The organism is Algoriphagus sanaruensis (genome assembly GCF_001593605.1).
Lineage (GTDB): Bacteria > Bacteroidota > Bacteroidia > Cytophagales > Cyclobacteriaceae > Algoriphagus > Algoriphagus sanaruensis.
This window is the reverse complement of sequence record NZ_CP012836.1, coordinates 3,619,246-3,640,769: the sequence shown is the minus strand read 5'-3', so window position 1 is coordinate 3,640,769 and position 21,524 is coordinate 3,619,246. Positions and strand designations below refer to the sequence as shown.

15 protein-coding genes are annotated in these 21,524 nt (G+C 44.0%); 8 read left to right on the top strand and 7 right to left on the bottom strand.

The genetic code is table 11. From position 1 onward, the window contains the following. Positions 1 to 50: 50 nt before the first annotated feature. From AO498_RS15820 to AO498_RS15790, 7 genes are all read right to left on the bottom strand, one after another. Positions 51 to 671, bottom strand: a complete 621-nt coding sequence (locus tag AO498_RS15820; protein ID WP_067549794.1) for a YdeI/OmpD-associated family protein — start codon at positions 669 to 671, stop codon at positions 51 to 53. Positions 672 to 811: 140 nt separating this feature from the next. After that, positions 812 to 1,018, bottom strand: a complete 207-nt coding sequence (locus tag AO498_RS15815; RefSeq protein WP_067549793.1) for a helix-turn-helix domain-containing protein — start codon at positions 1,016 to 1,018, stop codon at positions 812 to 814. Positions 1,019 to 1,021: 3 nt separating this feature from the next. After that, positions 1,022 to 1,558, bottom strand: coding sequence for a DUF2975 domain-containing protein (locus AO498_RS15810; RefSeq protein ID WP_067549791.1), 537 nt, complete (start codon positions 1,556 to 1,558; stop codon positions 1,022 to 1,024). Between the two features lie 12 nt (positions 1,559 to 1,570). Then, on the bottom strand, positions 1,571 to 2,134 hold the full coding sequence (locus AO498_RS15805; RefSeq protein WP_067549789.1) for a DUF2975 domain-containing protein: 564 nt from the start codon (positions 2,132 to 2,134) through the stop codon (positions 1,571 to 1,573). 221 nt (positions 2,135 to 2,355) lie between these two features. Beyond that, a complete protein-coding gene (locus AO498_RS15800) occupies positions 2,356 to 3,081 on the bottom strand; it encodes an SDR family NAD(P)-dependent oxidoreductase (RefSeq protein WP_067549787.1) in 726 nt (241 codons plus the stop codon). Between the two features lie 98 nt (positions 3,082 to 3,179). Then, a complete protein-coding gene (locus tag AO498_RS15795; RefSeq protein ID WP_067549785.1) occupies positions 3,180 to 4,292 on the bottom strand; it encodes an FG-GAP repeat domain-containing protein in 1,113 nt (370 codons plus the stop codon). A gap of 191 nt (positions 4,293 to 4,483) precedes the next feature. Then, positions 4,484 to 7,639 (bottom strand): PVC-type heme-binding CxxCH protein, encoded by a 3,156-nt coding sequence (locus AO498_RS15790; RefSeq protein ID WP_067549783.1) that lies wholly within the window; start codon positions 7,637 to 7,639, stop codon positions 4,484 to 4,486. A 337-nt stretch (positions 7,640 to 7,976) separates the two neighbouring features. Here AO498_RS15790 and AO498_RS15785 point away from each other — a divergent pair, with 337 nt between their 5' ends. The 8 genes from AO498_RS15785 (at position 7,977) to AO498_RS15750 (ending at position 21,429) form a co-directional block, all read left to right on the top strand. Next, positions 7,977 to 11,075 carry a SusC/RagA family TonB-linked outer membrane protein gene (locus AO498_RS15785; protein ID WP_067549781.1) on the top strand — a complete coding sequence of 1,033 codons (3,099 nt, stop codon included), beginning with the start codon at positions 7,977 to 7,979 and terminating at the stop codon, positions 11,073 to 11,075. Positions 11,076 to 11,108: 33 nt separating this feature from the next. Then, positions 11,109 to 12,626 (top strand): RagB/SusD family nutrient uptake outer membrane protein, encoded by a 1,518-nt coding sequence (locus AO498_RS15780; protein WP_067549779.1) that lies wholly within the window; start codon positions 11,109 to 11,111, stop codon positions 12,624 to 12,626. A 233-nt stretch (positions 12,627 to 12,859) separates the two neighbouring features. Next, positions 12,860 to 15,544 carry a c-type cytochrome gene (locus tag AO498_RS15775; RefSeq protein ID WP_067549777.1) on the top strand — a complete coding sequence of 895 codons (2,685 nt, stop codon included), beginning with the start codon at positions 12,860 to 12,862 and terminating at the stop codon, positions 15,542 to 15,544. Continuing rightward, complete coding sequence (locus tag AO498_RS15770) at positions 15,541 to 16,374, top strand: 3-keto-disaccharide hydrolase (RefSeq protein ID WP_236778610.1); 834 nt, start codon at positions 15,541 to 15,543, stop codon at positions 16,372 to 16,374. Before AO498_RS15775 ends, AO498_RS15770 begins: the two co-directional genes overlap by 4 nt. Positions 16,375 to 16,579: 205 nt before the next feature. Then, entirely contained in the window at positions 16,580 to 17,638 is a 1,059-nt protein-coding gene (locus tag AO498_RS15765) for an aldose 1-epimerase family protein (RefSeq protein WP_067549776.1), read from the top strand. A gap of 141 nt (positions 17,639 to 17,779) precedes the next feature. Further along, positions 17,780 to 18,988, top strand: a complete 1,209-nt coding sequence (locus tag AO498_RS15760) for a cupin domain-containing protein (RefSeq protein ID WP_067549775.1) — start codon at positions 17,780 to 17,782, stop codon at positions 18,986 to 18,988. Positions 18,989 to 19,094: 106 nt separating this feature from the next. Beyond that, positions 19,095 to 20,111 carry a sugar phosphate isomerase/epimerase family protein gene (locus tag AO498_RS15755; protein ID WP_067549774.1) on the top strand — a complete coding sequence of 339 codons (1,017 nt, stop codon included), beginning with the start codon at positions 19,095 to 19,097 and terminating at the stop codon, positions 20,109 to 20,111. A gap of 151 nt (positions 20,112 to 20,262) precedes the next feature. Beyond that, complete coding sequence (locus AO498_RS15750; protein WP_067550582.1) at positions 20,263 to 21,429, top strand: Gfo/Idh/MocA family protein; 1,167 nt, start codon at positions 20,263 to 20,265, stop codon at positions 21,427 to 21,429. The last annotated feature ends 95 nt before the right edge of the window (positions 21,430 to 21,524 follow it).

The following is a 21,524-nucleotide window of genomic DNA, read 5'->3' as shown; positions in this document are numbered from 1 at the left end:
ATCGAAAACCTACGGGCAAGGCCTGAAAACTAATCAGCAATCGAGAAATCTTAGTCTAGCATTCCTTTCCCTTCCAGAATCTTAGGAATCAATTTTTCAATACGACTAAGTCTAGTGGCTGATTGTTTGGCACCTGTAAAGTGGAGTAAGTATCCTCGTTGTCTGCCAGGAGTTAAGGCGAAAAAGGCCTTTTCCAATCCTTCCTGCTCTTCGAATTTTTGAGTTAATTCTTCCGGAATTTCCAATCCAGTTTGTCTCGGAGTATCTACTTTCTTTCCTTTTTTCTCAATGTCTATTGCCTGCTGAATAAAGTTCTGAATCGATTTTTCCCATGGATCGACTTGTTCTATGCCTGTAAATCGAAGGACTTTGGCTTGTTGCGAGCTTGGACCAGGAAACTCTAATAATCCCTCTGGATCTTCAATTAAAATACCTTTCAGAAAGCTGAGCACACAAGATTCATTGAATACACCCAGCATGATTACATTTTTTCCATTGAGGGTGTAGGTTGGCATGCCCCATTTACGATCTTCTACCAGATCGGTTTCCAGTAAAAATTGCCTCAATTTCTCGAGAATTGCTGTCCATCGATGGACTTTACAGGCGGGCGTGGCACCTTTTGGGCATCGCATACAGCCTTCGAGAAGGAATCGGTCGACTTGTGGGTTCATGGGGTTATAGGTTTAAAGGTTCGGTGTTCAGGGTTCTATTTGTTCATCAATTGAAATTCGATCGGTTTGAGTCTAGCTTTTGGTCTCTCATTTCTTTTCTATAATCTTTATACTTGATACCAGATACTTGCTAGTTTTTCTTATTCCTCCCGAAACTCCAAAATATCCCCGGGTTGGCAATCTAAAACTTTACAGATGGCTTCTAACGTACTGAATCGGATTGCTTTGGCCTTTCCAGTTTTGAGGATGGATAGATTCGAAAGTGTGAGATCGACTTTTTCAGAAAGTTCGTTAAGGGACATTTTCCGCCTAGCCATCATGACATCCAGATTGACAATTATGGGCATAGCTTAGATGGTTAGGTCGTTTTCGGACTGCAATTCCAGTCCTTTTTTGAAAATCTGGGCAATCACGAAAACAACCGCAGCCATCATCAGGAAGGCTGAATAATCGTTCCATTGTTGATTGGCATTTGTGACCGGAAAGCCCTGTTTGGCCAGTTCATCGGAAACTCCCTGAGCGATCGCTCCAAGGATGCCCGCAGCAAAGATGTAGTAGCTGATCTTGGAGATCAGACGAGATATTTCCTGACTAAAGGGCTTGTGCAGATTTAGGTATTGGAAAATCAGGGTGATCAGATAAAAGGTGTACGCCTTCAATCCATTTACTCCAATCGCCAAACCAAATAGGATCCCAAAATAGAGTTCATTTTGGGTAAAGAGTTCCGTGAGATCCAAAATCAGGTATTGATTTTCCGGTGGGAAAACCCGGAATTGCATAAAGGCATAGTTAAAGATCAAGGCTCCTGTTTGATAGCAGAGGGCTATGAAAATGATCCATGAGATGACATGGAGGAACTTGATGACGAGGTCGGTTTTTGGCGACATGTTGGTAGCAGGTTACACAGTCAATTCACTTTCTTCCTGAATTTCCACTCCCCGCTTGAAGATCTGACTGACCGCCACCAGGATTGCTGCCATCAGGAGGAATTCATAGGCTCCGCCCATCAATGAATAGACTTGATCGAGTTCGTATCCCTTTTTTGCCAGCCATTTGAAGCAGGCTGAGGCGAAAATAATACCGATTCCAATCTGAAATGCGGTGTAGCTGACTGTAGAAATCAGCTTGGAAACCTCTTGGCTGAATGGATGAACCAGATTGATTTTGAGAAATATCCTGATGATCTGGTAAAAAAGATAGGCTTTCAAGCCGATGATAAACAGCACCATCGAAATTACCCCTCCATAATACCAAGGATTGGCTTCTTTCAGGGAATAGAGATTCAATCCGTCAAATAGATTTTGAGCTACGATTGGATTAAACCAGCTGTAGATAAAGGTGAAAAGCAGGGCCCCTGCCTGAATGCATAGTCCGATAAAGATGGACCAAATGACCACAGTAATGAGCATCAGCGAAGGCTGATTGACCCATTTTTCTTTCCATTGTTCTGTTAGAGTTTTCATAGTGTTGAAATTGACTTTTCAAAAGTCAGTAAAAATTTATTGATAAACAATAAATAAGTATTGAAAAAAAATATTTTTAAAAAATTAAGGTTTTCAAAGGGTCTAGAGAAGTGGAGTGAAATCTTTTATTCCTTTGCAAAGAGGTCATTTGATTGAAATGAAAAGATGGGTTTAGGAACTATTCATTTTTATTTTGACCCAAATCACGAGTCAAAATGGTTTTAAATAAGGCTAACTCCAGATAATTCTTCACACCACCGGATTAGCCAAGTTTGGTAGGCTGTATCTTCAACCGCTGGATGTGGACTTTTTACCTGCTGATGCCGGAAATACTTTCCGGAAACCTTAGCTTCCTTTTCTTCGCTTGTTGCCAGCCAAATCTGAGTTTCTACGCCTTTTTGCAAGTCATCGGGTGCGTTTTTGCCACCCATTTTGGTAGGAACCCATCCTGGGTCCACGGAATTGCATTTTATTTCTGGGAAAAGTCGGGCAAATGCAGCCGTTAGCGCCGTAATCATCAATTTGGAGTCGGAATAGGTGGTTTTTTCTACTTGGCCAATATCGGAAAACTCCTTTCCTCCAAAATGCATGCTTGAGCTTAGGTAGATCAGTCGATCGGGTTTTTCCATCAAGGCTGTCAATACAAAAGGAGCAAGTACATTGACCTGGAAAATAGTTTTGGAATCTGCATGGAGGACTCCGGCATTGTGGGTGACAGCATCAAACCTACCAAGGTCATTTGCTTCAAGGGCGAGTTTTTTTGTTTCCTCCAGATTAGATAAGTCGGCGATTAGAATAGGGTAGGAGCTAGTAAATTGACTTTTTAGCAAATCTGCCCGCTCTGAATTTCGTGCATGAAGGACAACTTGATGGCCTGTTGCAATCAATTTCTCAGCGGCCAATTTGCCTAAGCCATCAGATGAACCGGTGATAAAGATTTTTGCCATAAGCAGGAAGTTTAAGTTAGTAGTAGAAAATAACTCCTTTCATTCTAGCCTAGGGTGGTTATTTAGGTTTTGGTTTTAAATCAATATTTGAAGTAATCTCATTTCTGAAAAAACACTGCCAAACCGTCTTTTCCTGCCACGGCGATGTCGATCTTTCCGTCACGATTTAGGTCTCCGGTGGAAAAGTAGAGCCCGGTGCCTTTTCCCTCACCAAATGGCCCGTAGCTAATCACATTTTTGACGAAATTCTTGCCATCCCATTTGAAATAGTAAAGGCCTATGTTATCCAGTTCGCCCGGGTCTTTGCCGTTGTGTGCCCGGTAGCGCTTGCCGGTGATCAGTTCGTTTTGTCCATCTCCGTCCAGATCGATCCATTCCATCACGTGGTATTGGGCGTGGTAGGGATCGATGTCGTGCTTGGCAAAAGTGATTTTCCCTTCTGCATCCCGCTTTTGCTCCATCCAAAAAAGTCCATAGTTATGTCCATTGCCTAGGATCAAGTCATTCATTCCGTCCCTGTTCAAGTCAGTTACGATGATCGGTACACTGACATCACCGAGTTCAAAAGTTGGGTGAAAGGTCCACTCCCCATACCTCAGGTCGGCAGGGGCTTCATACCAGCCATAGCTGCTGACCAAATCTCCCCAGCCATCCCCGTTGATATCGCCGAAGCCAAGTCCATGGCCTTGGGTCTCGAAGACCTCGTATTTTTCAAATTGGTTTGGGCCAACCCATTTGTAAAATGCTAAGGCCTTTCTTGGGGTATTTGGCACGATCTCCAGCGTACCATCTCCATCCAAATCCCAGGCACGAACGGTTTCGATATTCCCGGTTTCAGCAATCAGGTGCTCTTTCCACTCCCCGTTTTTGCCGGGATTTTCTTTCCAGATCAGTTTTCCTTCAAACCAGCCCCCGGTGATGAAATCTATATTTCCGTCCCCATTCACATCCATCGTGATGGTCGAAAAGTCTTCGTAGTACTCTCCATATCGCTTCACTTGGCCGATCAATTGCCGATCGAGGAATTTGGGGCCTTTGTACCAATAGCTTCCCGACACCAAGTCCAGGTGTCCATCTTTGTCCACATCCATGATACCCACTGACTCATAGCTTTCAAAGGCGATTAGCTGCTTTTCAAAGCTGAGATTTTTGGACTGAGAGAAAGAAAGAAAAGGAAGTGTTAAGGTCAGTAGGGATAGAAGGGCTTTCATTGACGATTTACGATTTTGGATTTACGACCGAAATAGGGACTTCAAATCTGAATTTATAATGGGTTCCATAAAACAAGTATTGGTGGCATGATCTAAAAAACCATGCCACCAATGACCTAATAACTGAATAACGAACATCGAACAATGAACATCGAACCAAATCCGAAATCAAAAATCCGACATCCGAAATTCTACTTCTCCATCGGATGCATCTTCAGCAATTCGGTTGGGCTCCAGAATCCTTCCTTGTCTTTAACTTCTTCTCGAACCTTCTTCACCAAATCCGGTGAAATCGGTGAGGCTTGGTTCCCGAATGAGTTTCTAACATAAGTCAAAACAGCTGCAATTTCTGTATCGTTGAGCATGCCTTCGTAAGGAGTCATAGGTACTTGTCCTGGGTATTCACGACCTGCTACCTCAATTGGCCCCATGATGCCTTTCAGCACAATTTTGATCATTCGCTCAGGACTTCCAGTTACCCAAGGTGTACCGCGAAGTGGAGGAAACTGAGAGGCAGTCAGGCCACCTCCATCCATCTGATGGCAAGTGCCACAGAAGCCTTCTCGTGCATAGATTTCTTTACCCAAAACGAATAATTCGCGATCCGATCCGGTCAACGAAGACTTGATATCCTCTTCTTTTTTCTGCTGAACAGAAAGTCCATTTAGGTGAGCTACGGCAGTTTCTAATGTTCTTGGAATCCAAGTTGCATCTTTTGGTTGCTTTTCGGCTTCTGCTAAAATTGGAGTTCCGATTTCTCTAGGCAGCCATGATGCCGCAGCAATGGCTTCCATTCGAACTCGTCCATGAGGGTCTTTGGCAGCTGCCATCAATAGATCCGCCTGATCTTTGACTTGATGTCCAGTATACCGAACTACCCGGGTTGCTGCCGCTCGAACGCGATAATCTTCAGATTGGAGTAGTTCTTTAAGAAGAGCTTGATTGACTTTATTTACTCCCCATGTCACCCAAAGCGCCTCCAGACGGTGATGCTCGTATCGAGGGTCATTTTTATCTAGGGTCGTGAGCCATTTTTCTATCGCCGCGGTAACTTCTCCTGCTTCTTTACCTCTCAATTCTCTTCGAGTTCGATAGCGGGATCGATATTCAGGAAGTTTCAGATTTTCCAATAATTCAGGAATACTTGCTCCGGCAATTTTCGCAGGAGTGACCAAAGGTCTGGAAGGATAAGTCAATCGATAAATTCGGCCATGGACATGATCACGAAGTGGATCTCGCGCATTGTGCTGCATGTGACCGATCAGGATATTATGCCAATCCACAACGTAAAGTGATCCATCCGGCGCAATTTCCATATCTACAGGTCGGAAATTTCGATCTGTGGAAACAATCAAGTCTTGTCTCCATTTGGAACTAAACCCGACCGTATCATCAATCATTCGGTGCTGTTTGGTTCCCAAGAATCCAATGGTGTTATTGATGATCAAATCTCCCTGTACATCGTCAGGAAAGTGACTGCTTGAAATAAATTCCAACCCTGAGGTAGGTCGAACCATGTGGTCTTTTTCGATCAGATTTGGTCCTTTGAAGTTGGAATTGCCATAACGAGGCAAAGTAGACCCAGGAAGCATCCAGTTGACGTTAGGACCTGAAGTTTCCGCATAGAAGTTTTGTCCCCACTCGTCAAAAGCAATTCCCCAAGGATTTGGAATGCTCACTTGATTGACCCGCTCAAGTTTGTGACGCTTTGGCTCATACCGGTAAAATCCTCCATTGGTTGCCCGAACTGGGCCATAGGAAGTTTCTACGTTGGTATGAAGAAATACTCCTTCTGCCATATAGATCGCCCCACTTTCATCCGTACTGTAGGCAGAGATGGCGTGATGGGTGTCGTGATCGTCAAAGCCGGAAAGCAAAATGGTTTTTTTGTCAGCGTGATCGTCCCCATCGGTATCCTCCAATAAAATCAGATTAGGTAATTGGGAAACATACACTCCCTCGGTGGCGATTTCAAATCCGACGGGTAGGTGCAATCCTTCGGCGAAGATGGTTTGTTTGTCAGCTTTTCCATCGTTATCGGTGTCCTCAAGAATTAAGAGCTTGTCAGAAGGTCTTGGATCCCCAGGTTTGTAATGCGGATAACTTGGCATCGTAGCCACCCAAAGTCTTCCTTTATTATCAAAAGACATCTGTACTGGGTTGGCAAGGTCTGGGAATTCATCTTCCGAGGCGAACAATTCAATTTTATAACCATCTGGTACTTTGAGCGTTTTCAAGGCATCTTCACCATACTTATATTCCAAGCTCCCGTTCGCTTCTGGATTATAGTTGGTTTTGACCTCGGGCAGATTTCGGGTTTTGGCATCTGCTGCAGCTAAATCCTTGATTTTTCCGGTAGTTGCCTCCCAAATTGCCGTGTCTCGAATGGCTGTCATTTGGCGGATCTTTTCAATTTCGAAAGGATAGTTGTCCGGTCCAAAGGGATCATAACGACGTCCGTATACATGGACTCCATTAGGGATTTTGTAATCATTGTGCCAAAGCCAGTTTTTTTCCATGACCGCCTGATGAATCAGGTCACGATTTGTTTCAGCTTTTCGATCTGCTTTACCAAAAAGTTTGTCTGCTAGGAGCTTAGCAAGTTTTGCATAGCCCGCTTCATTTAATTGCGTTCCGTCGATGGTCAAAGGCTCCTCACTTTCCTGATACCATTTTTGACTAGGCTTGAAGGCATCCACAAAAACAATGTCGTGCTTTTGAGCTACTGCCGCCATGGCGGTGGTGTAAAGTTGGAGCAGTTCATTTTCCTTAATTCCATTAGGAACGTCGATGATATCGCTCAAATCTTCAAAGGCAATGGGTGATACAAGCGCCAATTGAGGGGATGAAGAACCGTTGTATTGCTGGGCTTTGGAATGAATAATCCAGGCCTCGAGTTCATCGGAAAAGTTTTGAAGCTTTTCTTTTCCCTGGAACGACTCATTGAAACCAAAAAAACCAATGACAATGTCTGCCTTGAGGCGAGAAAGCCATTGGTCTGGTTTTTCCAAGAAACCTTGGGAGTCTGAATGGGTGGCAAATTCATCCTGAAATTCCTCTGCACCAGGGAAAGCCCAAGGGTCTTTGGAGGCAGATCGTGGACGGAACCCTGGAGTGTCACCGGGATCACAGAGATTTCGGATGGATAATGTGCTGTCCGGATAGCGCATTTGCATTTCCGTTTCAAAAAGTCCAAACTCCATCATTCGTGAACCAAGATTGTTTCCGACTAAGGCAATGCTGTTGTTTTTTCGAAGTTCGAGGGTTTTATCTGGGGTGCAGCCCCAATTTAGAAAGAGGAAAAGAAATAGGGCAACGAGGAGATTTTGGTAGTTTCGGTGATTCATAAAAAGCTAAATTTTAAGCAGGATAATTATAGGGACTTTATAAATAAGTATCAATTGTTTTTATATGGTTGTTTATAAATATTAACGCTATATCTATTAAGTAAAACTTATATATAAAAATTCAATGGTGCGGTATCCTGTCGCATCCTGTTTATATATCTTTTTGTTTTTTGTTTAATCATTAATAGATAGCTCTTCCACAAACACTGTATCCTGCCGTATCCTGCTTGTTAATTCCTGATTTTCTGAAGGTTAAACAGGATTCAACAGGATGCAATCAGTTTGTATTATTTAAATATTGACTCAGGTTTTTCTTACTAACATTAAACCCATCAATATGAATAACCACTATCTATCTAAAATAAAATCCCGATTTATTGGGCTTTTATTTACACTGCTATGTATTAGTATAGCAAGTTTGGGGCAGGCCCAAACTGTTCGGGGTGTGGTCACCACCGAACCGGATAATGAGCCCCTGCCCGGCGCTATGGTGTTGATCAAAGGGACCCAAAGGGGGTCAGTTACTGACATCGATGGAGGATTTCAAATCAATGCATCCCCAGGAGATATTCTGGTGGTCAGTTTTGTCGGCTACACTTCTCAGGAAGTTGCTGTCGTAGCCGGACAATCGACTTACAACATCCTTCTACCCTTATCTACTTCAGACCTTTCTGAGGTTATTGTCGTGGGGTACGGTAGCCAGTTGAAAAAGGAAATTACGGGAGCAGTTCAGACCGTCAAGCAGGAGGAACTCCAGGATTTGCCAGTTTCTACACTTGGTCAAAAACTCCAAGGTAGACTAGCGGGTGTTCAGATAAACCAAACAACGGGTAAGCCAGGTCAGGGATTGACAGTGAGGATTCGCGGTCAGTTGTCTGTTACTGCCGGATCTGATCCGCTGTATGTAGTGGATGGATTCCCGATCACTGGAGATATTAATACCCTGAACCCGGATGAGATTGAGGATATTTCAATCCTAAAAGATGCAGCATCAACTTCCTTGTATGGATCTAGAGCTGCGAACGGGGTAGTTTTGATTACCACCAAAAAAGGAAAAGCAGGTCAGTCCAATGTCAATTTGAATGTTTTTACAGGATGGCAGAAAGTTCCTGTCAGAGGTCGATTGGAAATGATGAATGCCGAAGAGTTTGCTCAGTTTAAAAAGGAATACTACGAAGATGCTGGACAGCCTGTACCGGATATTTTCCAAAATCCTTCTCAATTCAGAGATAAAAACAACGATTGGTATCAAGCACTACTTCAGACCGCACCCATCACTAGTTATAACCTAACCATTACCAACAATAGGGATAAATTAAGAACAGCGATTGTTGCTGGGATATTTGACCAAAAGGGCGTTGTAATTAATACTGACTATCAGCGATACTCCATTCGAATGAATGCGGATTACGATGTGTCAGATAAGGTTAGTGTTGGGATCAATTTAGCTCCTAGCTATATCTATGACAATACGCCACAAACCGATGGTACTCGGGGAACTGGTATTTTATTCAACGCAATTCATACTTGGCCAGTCATGCCGATTTATGATGAATCAGGAGAATTGACTTCATTTAACCGATTCCCATCGAATACAGGAAATATCTTTGCTTATCCAAACTGGGTAAGATCCGCTCAGGAATTGATTAATGAAACTGATCAGATCAATCTATTGTCCTCTTCCTATGTACAATGGAAGCCTATCAAGGGATTATCGGTAAAATCCACCTTCAGTGCTGAAATCAGGGATAGTAAGTTTTTCTCGTTCAACCCTTCCACAGCAACTTCTCGAATTAACGTTGCACTTCCAACAGTGGCCCAGTCTGTGCGAGATAATACCGCCTCACTATCTTGGTTGAATGAGAATTTGATTACCTACTCTAAGTCCATCAATGATCACAATTTTGAGATTTTGGCTGGTTACACCAATCAGCGCTACAGAATGGAGCGAACTCGAATTCAAGCGGATACCTATTCAGATGACCGCCTCCCAACTATTCAAGGTGCCATTAATATTAACCGAGGCGGTACCTTTTCAGATGTAGGAGAGTGGGCCTTGTCTTCTGTACTTTCTCGATTGACGTACAATTACAAAGGAAAATATCTCTTCTCAGCTTCTTTGAGAGCAGATGGTTCTTCCCGATTTGGTGCGGATAATCGTTGGGGGGTCTTTCCATCCACTTCCGTGGGTTGGGTGATGTCTGATGAGGAATTCCTAAAATCCAATAGCACAATCTCATTTGCTAAGTTAAGAGCGAGCTATGGGGTCACAGGTAATAACAACATCGGTAACTTCACGCAATATGCCTTGGTGAATAACACGATTAATGCCGTTTTCGGTAATACGATTGTTCCTGGAGCAGGTGTGACTTCCTTGTCAAACACGAGATTGGGTTGGGAAACTACTGGCTCTTTCGATATCGGACTTGACTTAGGTCTATGGGATGATCGCATCCAGTTTGTGTATGATTATTATAACAAGACGACCACCAATCTCCTTTACGCCGTCCAAGTTCCTCAAGAAGCAGGTTTCACCAATTTCAATGATAATATCGGTGAGATCAACTTCTGGGGACATGAATTTACCTTGAATACCATTCCTATTGTGGGTGAATTTACCTGGAATGCAAATGCGAATATTTCTTTTAACCGAAATATCGTGAAGTCTTTGGCAGATGGAATTGATCGGGTTTATGGTTCCTTCCACATCACACAAGTAGGGCAGCCATTTGGTCAGTTTTATGGATTGATCAAATTGGGCAACTATGCCAATGAGGAAGACTTAGCCAATTCTCCTAAAGTTCCAGGTCGCTCTCGAGTGGGTAGTATTAAACTTCAGGATATTAATGGTGACGGAATTATCTCGATTGGTGGAGATAATGATGACCGAGCCATAATGGGAAATCCCTTCCCAAGTTTTACTTATGGTACAACTCAATCCTTCAAGTATAAAAATTGGGATATGAGTATCACTGGCCAAGGGTCTTTCGGAAATAAACTTTACATGAGACACCTCTATTCTACAGCAAACTTAGATGGGGTTTTCAACATGGTTAGAAAAGCTACAGACCGATTCCGCTCTCCTCAAGATCCAGGTGAAGGTATCTTCGGTACGACTGTCGGTGGCGGTAACGTAACCGGTATCGAGCGAGACTGGGCCAATAGCAACTTTGTTTGGGATGCTTCCTACTTCTCGATCAAGAACATAACCTTAGGCTATAACATTAAAAAGTCTTTCAAATTCGTGAAGACAGCAAGAGTTTATAGCTCTGTTCAAAACTTGATTACCTGGACTCCTTACTGGGGTGGATCCAATCCAGAAGTTAGTATGCAGAATAATGGTCAAGGAGATGGTGGTAACCTTAGCCCAGGAGTTGACTTGTTTGGATATCCAATCCCTGTTACTGTGACATTTGGAGCCAATATCAATTTCTAAGGGATCCTCTTACAACACTAAAAAGCATCAATTATGAAACTATATAGAAAATATATCTCTTTAATTGCCCTCGCCGGTTTAATGGGATGTGGTCCAGATTTCTTGGAAGTTTTCCCAGAAACGCAATTGAGTTCGGCCACTTTCTTCAAAACTCAAAGTGACTTTGAGCAGGCTGTCAATGCGGCTTACGTTCCGCTTCGGACGATTACCAATGACCGATCTTGGTTATTGGGTGAAATGCACTCTGATAATACCTACTATGCCCGAAATATCTTGTTTGGAGCAACCGAGCAGCAAGAAGATCTTGCAGACTTTGCTGTTCCAGAGGCCAATGGAGTTACTTCCAATACGCACGTGCTCAACCAGTATCGTCAAGATTATCTCATTATTGCGCGAGCCAATCAGATTCTTGCCTTGATTGATGAGGTAGATTTTGATGCCGCAGCTAAGGCGAATGTGAAAGGCCAAGCCTTGTACCTCAGAGCTTATGCCTACTTCGAATTGGCAAGGTATTTTGGCAAAGCACCACTTCACCTGACCCCAGTTGCAAGTCGTGAAGAAGCAGCATTGGAGCTTAGCGGAGAAGATGAATTGTATGCTCAAATCATTTCTGATTTGGATGCAGCGATTCCTTTGCTGCCTGAGAAATCCAAGCAACAAGCTGGTCGAGTAACCGCCGGTGCGGCGAGAATGCTCCTTGCCAACGTGCATATCAATAGAAAAAGCTGGTCAACTGCTGAGACGCTTCTTCGAGCCATTGTTAATAGTGGAGAGTATTCTTTGATCCCGGATTATGCCAATGTTTTTCCTGGTAATTCCTCTAATAAAAACAATTCAGAGTCGATTTTTGAAGTTCAGTTTTTGGAGGGTGCAGCTGGTTTGAACGGAAATTTCATCTATAGCTTTATGCCTAGACCGATCAGTGCCGCTGAGCTAAAGCCTATTACTGGAACTTCCAATCCTCAAAATATCGATGGAGAAGGTAACAATATTCCTACTCCGGATATTATTGCCGCATTTGAAGAGGGTGATTTGAGAAAAGACGTTTCCATTGGATATGTAGAGTTGGCAGGTAGCTTTAGAGCAGACAAGGTGTATCCTTATATTCTGAAGCATGCAAAAACACATTCACAGCACAATAACCATGGTACCAATTGGATTATTTATCGCTATGCAGAAACACTTTTGTTTTTGGCTGAGGTACTTAATGAACAAGGTAAAACTGGAGAGGCTGTAGGATATCTGAATCAAGTTCGGGCTCGAGCTGGATTGGCGCCTACCACAGCTTCAGGTCAAGCTGACGTGAGAGAGGCAATTTTCAAAGAAAGAAGAGTGGAATTGGCTTTCGAAAACAAGCGTTGGTTTGATATTCAGCGTACCGATCGAATCCAAGAGATCATCGGCGCTTATGGTCAGCGAATCATTGCCAATCCTTTGGATTACTACTATCCGCCTGTTGCTGGAGCTGTTCCAAGATCAAATGCCTTCACAAATCTGAGCAAGTTCTATGCAATGCCGGCTGCAGAAGCTGATCTAAGTCCTTATTTCTAAATTGGTTTTCTTCAATGGGATAGCCCGGCATCTTCTTTTCTTCGGAAAAGCCCAGATGCTGGGTTATTTTTTTGAGGAAAGAAATTTTACCTACAAACCCGAGATGGCAGGATAGTTAGATTCTTTATAAGAAGTAAATAGCCTTCATGAGTGGTTTTCAATCCCTTGGAAAATTTCTCATCTTGAAACCGTGTGAAATAAAATTGCCTGAAAAGCCTTAAATCCAAAATACTATGTTTCTCAAAAGCACTTTCAAACATCTATTTGCTTTTGCTTTGCTTGCCGCGATCCTAATCTCCTGCGGTAAAAAAGAAGAGCAAACCCGGCAGCTTACCGGAAATCCCAAGATTGACAAACTCAAACTTCCGGATGGGTTTGTTGCTGAACTAATCTATAGTCCGGGAGAAAATGATCAAGGATCTTGGGTTGCCATGACCTTTGATGATAAAGGAAGAATGATCACCTCAGATCAATATGGCTATTTATACCGCCTGGAACTACCTCCTATCGGTTCTGATTCTACGGTAAAGCCAAAAGTTGAAAAACTGATTGTAGGAAATGTTCCAGACTCTTTGGTAGGAATGGGCTATGCTCAAGGCCTTCTTTATGCCTTCAATTCCCTGTATGTGATGGTGAATCACAATCCTAATGCAACATTCAGCCAGCCGACCGGACTTTACCGAATTCAGGATTTGGATGGAGATGATCAATTTGAGACTGTTACTCAAATCCGGGAGTTGAAAGGACAGCAAGGAGAGCATGGACCACACTCCATGAAACTGACTCCAGATGGTCAGGGCATTTACCTTATTGCCGGTAACCACGTGGATGTTCCAGCAATGAATTCCTATCGCCTCCCACCGGTATGGCAAGAGGATAATCTTTTCCCGCTCATCAAAGATCCAAGAGGTCATGCCAATAGCCGAATGGCTCCTGGAGGTTGGATTGCTCGAATCAATCCAGATGGGACTGATTGGGAGCTGATCGGTGCCGGATTCAGAAATGCATTTGATTTCGATTACAATGAGGTAGGGGACATTTTTGCCTACGATGCGGATATGGAATGGGACTTTGGGATGCCTTGGTATCGTCCTACTCGGATCAATCACGTCACTAGCGGGGCTGAATTCGGATGGAGAACAGGTAACTCCAAATGGTCTCCAAATTACCCAGACAACTTGCCTGCAGTACTCAATATTGGTCAAGGTTCTCCAACCAATGCCATGTTTGGATTCAAAGCCAATTTTCCTAGCAAATACAAGAAAGCCTTATATGCCTTTGATTGGAGCTTTGGAATTATTTATGCCATCCACTTAACCCCAAATGGAGCTACCTATGATGCGATGGCGGAAGAATTTATTTCTGGATCTCCTTTGCCTTTGACCGATGGAATTATCGGCCCAGATGGTGCATTTTATTTTGCTACAGGTGGTCGACGATTGGAGTCTGACTTGTACCGGGTGACCTACCAAGGTGAATTAGATTCCTATACACCAATGACTGAAGCAGATCTGCCTCAGGAAGCCAAACTCCGAAGAGAGCTAGAGCAATATCACAAAGCAGGTGCACCTGCGGAAGGATTAGAAAAAGCGTGGGCACAATTGGGTCATTCTGATCGCTATGTTCAATACGCTGCTCGTATAGTCTTGGAACACCAGCCGGTAGCTTCTTGGAAAGATAAAGCCTTGGCTGAAACTGATCCTGCTAAAAAGATTCATGCGATTTTGTCATTGGCTCACCATGCAACCGATGCAGATGCTGCGGCTATGCTGAATAGCCTGATGCAGGTGGATTACAAAGCCCTTTCTGCCAAAGACAAGCAGGATTTGCTCCGAACCATAGAGGTGATTTTGTATCGCTATGACAAAGGTGCCGAATCAGTTAAATCACAACTGGTGACTTACTTGGATCCGAATTACCCAGCAAATGACAATATGTTGGATCGTTCGTTGTCCATTTTGATGACTCATTTAGACGCTCCTTCGGCGGTGGAAAAAACCTTAGCCTTGCTCCAAAACGCAAAGGATGATCCGAATTATCAGAAGACCTTTACCGCTTCTTCAGATTTGATTTTCAGAAATCCGCAGTACGGAATGGACATTGCGAATATGTTGGCGAATGTTCCACCTGCTCAGGCCACTTTCTATGCGACTGTTTTAGGAGGAGCGGATAAGGGCTGGACTTCCGCTCAGCGTGAGGAATATTTCAAGTGGATCAATCATGCCTTGACTGCTTACAAAGGTGGTCGAAGCTATGTGGGATTCTTGGATCGAGCGCGTAAGATGGCACTTGCCTCCGTAGACAAAGCTGATTTTGACAAGTATGATGAACTATCAGGTGGTAAGTTGTTAACTGCGAGCGGAAATGATATTGTCAATTCCGGAGTACAGCCAGAAGGACCTGGTCGTCGTTGGACTCTGGAAGAAGCTGAGCCTTTGGTTGCTAACTTGGTGGGTCGTGATTTGGTAAAAGGAAAAGCGATGTATGCTGCAGCACTTTGCCAGTCTTGTCATACGATGCAAGGTGAAGGTGGAGCGATAGGTCCTGATTTGACTCAATTGGGTACTCGATTTTCTCCAAAAGACATTCTCGTAGCTACGATCAATCCGAGTGAAACCATCTCCGATCAGTATCATGCTACCGTGCTAGAGTTGAAGGCTGGTGGTTCGATCGTTGGAAAGCTAAACGATGAGGATGCGCAGAATTACTACATTTCTCAAAACCCATTTGCTCCAAATGACATCAAGACTATCGCTAAGAACACGGTGGTTTTGAAGAAAAATGCTGAGGTTTCCATCATGATGCCAGGTTTGATCAACCGACTCAATGAGGAGGAATTAAAAGATTTGATGGCCTACCTAATCTCAGGAGGTAATCCAGATCATGCTGTATATAAGCAACCAACCGCACAAAAATGAAAATCAAGTCAAATTCAAAAAGGGTCTTTTTGGGCGTTTTGATTGGAGTTGTGCTCGTTTCGCTCAGCTTGACTTCGTTTCGAATGGTAAATCGATGGGGGGAGGCTGCATTCCTACTAGGAAAGGCATTTAGCTACGGCTACTCTGATCCAAAGCAAACAGACTTTGTTTCCATCTTTGATGGAAAAAGTCTGGATGGATGGGAATATGATGCCGACTATTGGAAGGTGACTGAGGGTGCCATTCACGGGGAAACCAATCCGGAAAATCCGCTCAAGTCGAATACCTTCATCATCTGGAAAGGTGGTGAGGTTGGCGATTTTGAGCTAAAGATGGACTACTGGATTTCTGAAACGGGAAACTCAGGGGTTCAATATCGAAGCGATCGATTTACGGAAGTCCCATTTGCCTTAAGAGGCTATCAGGCAGATATCGATGGGGGTAATCGGTACACTGGACAGAATTATGAAGAACGGAAGCGGACCACCTTGGCTTATCGAGGACAAAAAACAAGGATTACTTCTCAGCCTGACTCCATTACAGAACTCAGAGGATTTGTAGAACGAAATGCTTGGAAAGGACTTAATCTCGTAGAAGATCTCGGTGATCGCGCTGAGCTCGGCAATCTGATCAAAAAAGGAGATTGGAACTCCATTCACATTATAGCCAAAGGAAATATACTTAAGCATTATGTCAATGGTACGCTTATGAGCGAAGTACACGATGAGGATTCCAAAAATAGAATGGTCAAAGGTCTGATGGGAATGCAGATGCATGTGGGACCACCGATGAAGGTGATGTTTAAAAATGTGCAACTGAAGAAGTTATAATAATTCGGTGAAAGGAAGAAGGGCGCCATTTCAGTTTGGCGCCTTTTCTTTTTAGTATATATTTTTCCTCTCTTTTTTACCAATGGGAGAATTCTATTTTCCCTTTTGGCTATCTTATAGCCAAGCTTTATCGGGGCACCCACATAGGGCAGGATAGTCCCGGAAAGCCTTTTTTATAGGTTGACTCTCTATTTAAAAACCCAAAATGAATCTCGGTACCCCGGAAAATTGGAAGCATAAACTATCCAACTCCCACCAAATTGGTGGGATAGAAACCGCTATCGTCGACAATGGACCCGGACGAGGTGTGCGTATAGCTTGGGTGAATACGGGCACGGGCCTTAGGTACAAGCTAGTGCTGGATCGAGGGATGGATATTTTGGATGCCTTCTACAATGCCCATAGTTTGGCTTGGCTTTCTCATGCAGGATTGACGGCTCCACAACCTTTTTCCAATCAGGGGATCGATTGGCTTCGAACTTTTGGTGGAGGCCTGTTAACCACTTGCGGACTTTCCAATGCCGGTCCTCCCAATGCTGATGAATCAGGTGCTAGAGGTCTTCATGGTAATTATTCCAATATCCCAGCCGAGCTGGTTTCAATCAAGCAGCCTGATATTTTCTCGGGGGATCTCAATTTTGAAATTGTAGCCAAAGTAAGGGAAACGACCACGTTTGGGCCAAGCTTGGAGATGCATCGATCAATTTCTGGAACGATTGGTTCCTCAGAAATTCGAATCAAAGACACCGTCACAAATAGAGGAAATGCCCCGGCTCCCCACATGATTTTATATCATATCAACTGTGGCTGGCCATTGATTGATGAGGGAACTCGGATTGTATGGAAAGGGGAAAAGAAGCCGAAAGCTACGGATGCGAATAATACCGAGTTTAACCGAAAATACGAGTTTACTCGCTGTGCCGCTCCGATGGATGCGCATGCAGGTTTTGGAGAGGATGTCGCTTTTATCGATCCAAAAGCCGATGCTAATGACCAAGTCACTTGTGGATATGCCAATGATTCCTTGGAATTAGCCTTGAGAATCAGCTTTTCCAAAACTCAAATGCCTTGGTTGATCAACTGGCAGCATTGGGGAAAAAATGAATACGTGACAGCTCTCGAACCTGCGACTCATCCACCCATTGGACAAGCGGCGGCGAGAGAAAATGGAACCTTGATTTTACTCGAACCTGGAGAAAGCAGAACCTATGATTTGCTTTTAGCGGTGCTGACAGGAGAAAAAGCAAGGGGATTTACGATTTGAGATTTACGATTTACGACCTTTTCCTAGGATGGAAACCTTGAGCCAAGAACTTCGAACCTTGAACTTTCTGAACATCGAATGTCGAACGCTGAATAACGAACACTGAATAAAAAATAACTCAATAACCCAATAACCTATACCATGAGTTTAGCAAAAAAGGCCCTAGAACAGGGCGAAGGTATTTTAAGATTGACCCCAACTTGGGTTCCACGCTCATTCTGTGTGCCCGGTAGACGAATCAAACTTCATCCCGATGATTATTATTCTTTTGGAGGGATGCGTGGTGGAATCGATGAGAGATGGTTTTCTTCTACTACGCCTGCGGAAAATGGCCCTCTGACCTCCAAAAATGAAGGACTCAGCCATATCGCATACGAGGATGGAAGCAAAACAGAGCTTTTTTTGCTCAAGGATGCAATTGATGAGCTGGGTGCTCAGATCATCGGGAGTCGACTTTGGGATCAGTACAAATCCTGGCCGATGTATTCCAAGTTTTTTGACAATATGGGGCCACTTCCTCACCACATTCACCCTTCGGATGAATTTGGCAAGCTAACCAATCAGAACGGAAAACCGGAAGCCTACTATTTCCCTCCTCAAGTCAACAACCATGGAGGAGATTTTCCTTATACCTTCTTTGGAATAGCTCCGGGGACAAGCAAAGACATCATCTTGGATTGTCTGAAAAACTTCACCAAAGGGGATAACAAAATCACCAATTACTCTCAGGCTTTCCGACTTCAGCCGGGAACAGGCTGGGATGTGCCTCCGGGAATGCTCCATGCACCAGGATCGCTTTGTACTTACGAACCTCAGAAAGCCTCTGACATTTTCGCGATGTATCAGTCATTGGTGAATGAGGCGATTATCCCTGAAGAATTGCTCTGGAATGCCACACCAAAAAACCGATGGGGTGATTATGAATTGCTCGTAAAAATGATCGATTGGGATCTGAATGTGAATCCAAACTTGATGGATAATCACTACATGGAGCCAAAACCTGTCCATGCTGTGGCAGACATGAATGCTGCTGGGTATCAAGAAAATTGGATTTGCTATCGTTCGCATGACTATAGTGCCAAGGAATTGACTGTGTTCCCGGGACAAACTGTGGTGATCAAAGACGCCGCAGCCTATGGAATGATCATGATGCAGGGCTATGGCAAAATGGGCGTGTGGGATATCGAGACGCCTGCTTTGATCCGATTTGGTCAGTTGACCCATGACGAATACTTTGTATCAGAAGAAGCTGCAAAAGCAGGTGTGAAAATTACCAACCTGTCCAAAACTGATCCGATCGTGATGCTCAAGCACTTCGGTCCGAGAAATCCGGATTTGGTCATTAAATAATTGCCAACAGACCACGGATCACAGTCCACAGAATTTTGAAGCTGTGGACTGTCGACGGTGGACCGTTGACCTTTCTAATAAACAACAACCCAATAACTCTTCAACCATGAACAATTTCCCGAAACTCCACAATGCCACCTGGCCTGGCTTAGTAGGAAAAGGGCCGGATTCCGAGCCGGTTATTCCATTCGATACATTACTCTCCATGACTGCTGCTGCGGAAGTCAACGGAGTCAAATTTGACGGAATAGATGTGGGCTTATTGGAGCCCCATTTTAATCTAGATGATCCAGATGAACCGAAACGTTTGGCTGATAAAGTTGCCAAGCATAATCTCAAAGTCGGTTCTTTGGTAGCTCCCATTTGGGCTGGATCGGCCATGGGTACAGCTGATCAACGAAAGACCTTTGTAGAGATGGTTCGCAAATCCTGTGAATTCGGCCAAAAACTGAAAGAATTGGGCGTTCGTGAGTATGGAATCGTCCGAATTGATTCCGCTGCCGGAGTTTCTGATTGGGCGAAAGACCCGCTAGGAAATTCGAAGCTAATCGCACAAACTTTCCAAGAAGCTGCTGATGTGGCTGCAGGATTTGGTGAAAGACTTGCCGCCGAAGGCGAAATCTGCTGGGGTGGGATGCACAGCTGGAAGCACATGGTCGAACTGTTAGAGATGACGGATCGGAAAAATGTCGGTTTCCAAGCGGATATGTCTCATACCTTCCTATATACCATGGGCTATAATGCTCCCGAGCATAGAATTCTCCCTGCAGATGCTGACTTGCATGACAGAGAGGTCATTAAAGCAGCGTTAAAAACGGTAACCGATGCCCTTCGGCCTTGGACCATAGACTTTCACGTGGCCCAAAATGACGGTTCAGTTTTCGGTTCGGGTTCACATGATAAGACAGGCCGCCACTGTCAAGCGACAGATCCAAATGGATTATTGGATATCGCGCATGATGCAGGGTACTGGCTGAGAGATGGAAATGGAAACCTAACCAAAGCCATGACACATATTTGCTGGGATGGCTGTATGTTCCCAAATGCGGTGATGGAAAAGCAACAAACCTGGAATGATATTCTAGCCGCCCTAGTCAAAGTGCGAGATGCACATGGATGGTAAGGCTGATTTACGAGTTACGAAATACGATTTACGAGCTTCAAGTTAGAGTTTAAGTCAGTTTTGAAAGTTGACGTTTGAGGAGCTAAAACTTTACAACCTTACCACGTTTCAACCTTTCAACTCAATTTCCCAATCTTTAAATCATTCAATCATGAGTAATAAAAAACAAATCCGAGTGGGCCTGATCGGTACGGGACTGATGGGCCGAATTCATACTAATGGCTACAAGCGTCTGGCTGATTTTTTTCCCGAATATGAATATGTTCCAGTATTGCAGGCTTGTTGCTCGAGAAGAGAGGCTAATGCCAAGGCCTTTATGGAGCGATGGGGTTATGCCTCCTATGAGACGGACTGGAGACGAATCATAGAGCGGGACGATATCGATGCAGTAGATATTTGTACGCCCAATGATACCCATGCTGAAATTGCCATTGCAGCGGCTAAAGCTGGAAAAATGATCCTATGCGAGAAGCCATTAGCTCGAACAGTAGCTGAAGCGGAAGGCATGGTAAAAGCTGTGGAAGAAGCGGGAGTTCAGAATACCGTTTGGTACAATTACCGTAGAATTCCAGCAGTGACCTTGGCAAAAAATATCGTGTCTTCGGGCAAGTTGGGCAAGATTTTCCATTACAGAGCTAATTTCCTTCAAGACTGGACGATCAATCCTGAATTGCCTCAAGGAGGCGATGGGCTTTGGAGATTGGATGTGGATTCTGCCGGATCTGGTGTGACAGGTGATCTTTTGGCTCATTGCATCGATACAGCCATGTGGCTGAATGGGGGAATTAAAGATGTCTCTGCCATGACCGAAACGTTTGTCAAAGAACGAGTTCATGTAGGGTCAGGAGAAAAGCAAAAGGTAGGAATTGATGATGCCTGTATTTTCCATTGCCATTTTGAGAACGGGTCTTTGGGGCTTTTTGAAGCTACCCGCTATGCTCGTGGACACAAGGCACTTTATACCTTAGAAATCAACGGGGAGCATGCTTCGATCCGATGGGATTTGCATGATATGAATCGATTGGAATACTTCGATCACAGCGACGAAGGTAAGGTACGAGGCTGGAGGTCGATTCATATTACGGACGGGGATCATCCGTATATGAATCGCTGGTGGATTCCGGGAACTTCGATTGGATATGAGCATTCCTTTATCCATCAGGTAGCCGACTTCTTCTACAGTCTTCAGTCAGGGGAGCCTTGTCATCCGACGTTCCGGGATGCATTTGAAACCCAAAAAGTATGTGAAGCCGTCTTGGATTCTGCACGAGACCGGGCTTGGAAAGATACTGGCGTAGAGTGGGTTGAAAAAGTCTGAATTATAAAGTCAGAAGTCTAAAAGCTCCAAGTCGAAAGACTTGGAGTTTTTGTTTTATCACTCTCTGTTTTTTACCCATACTTATCCGAATCTCT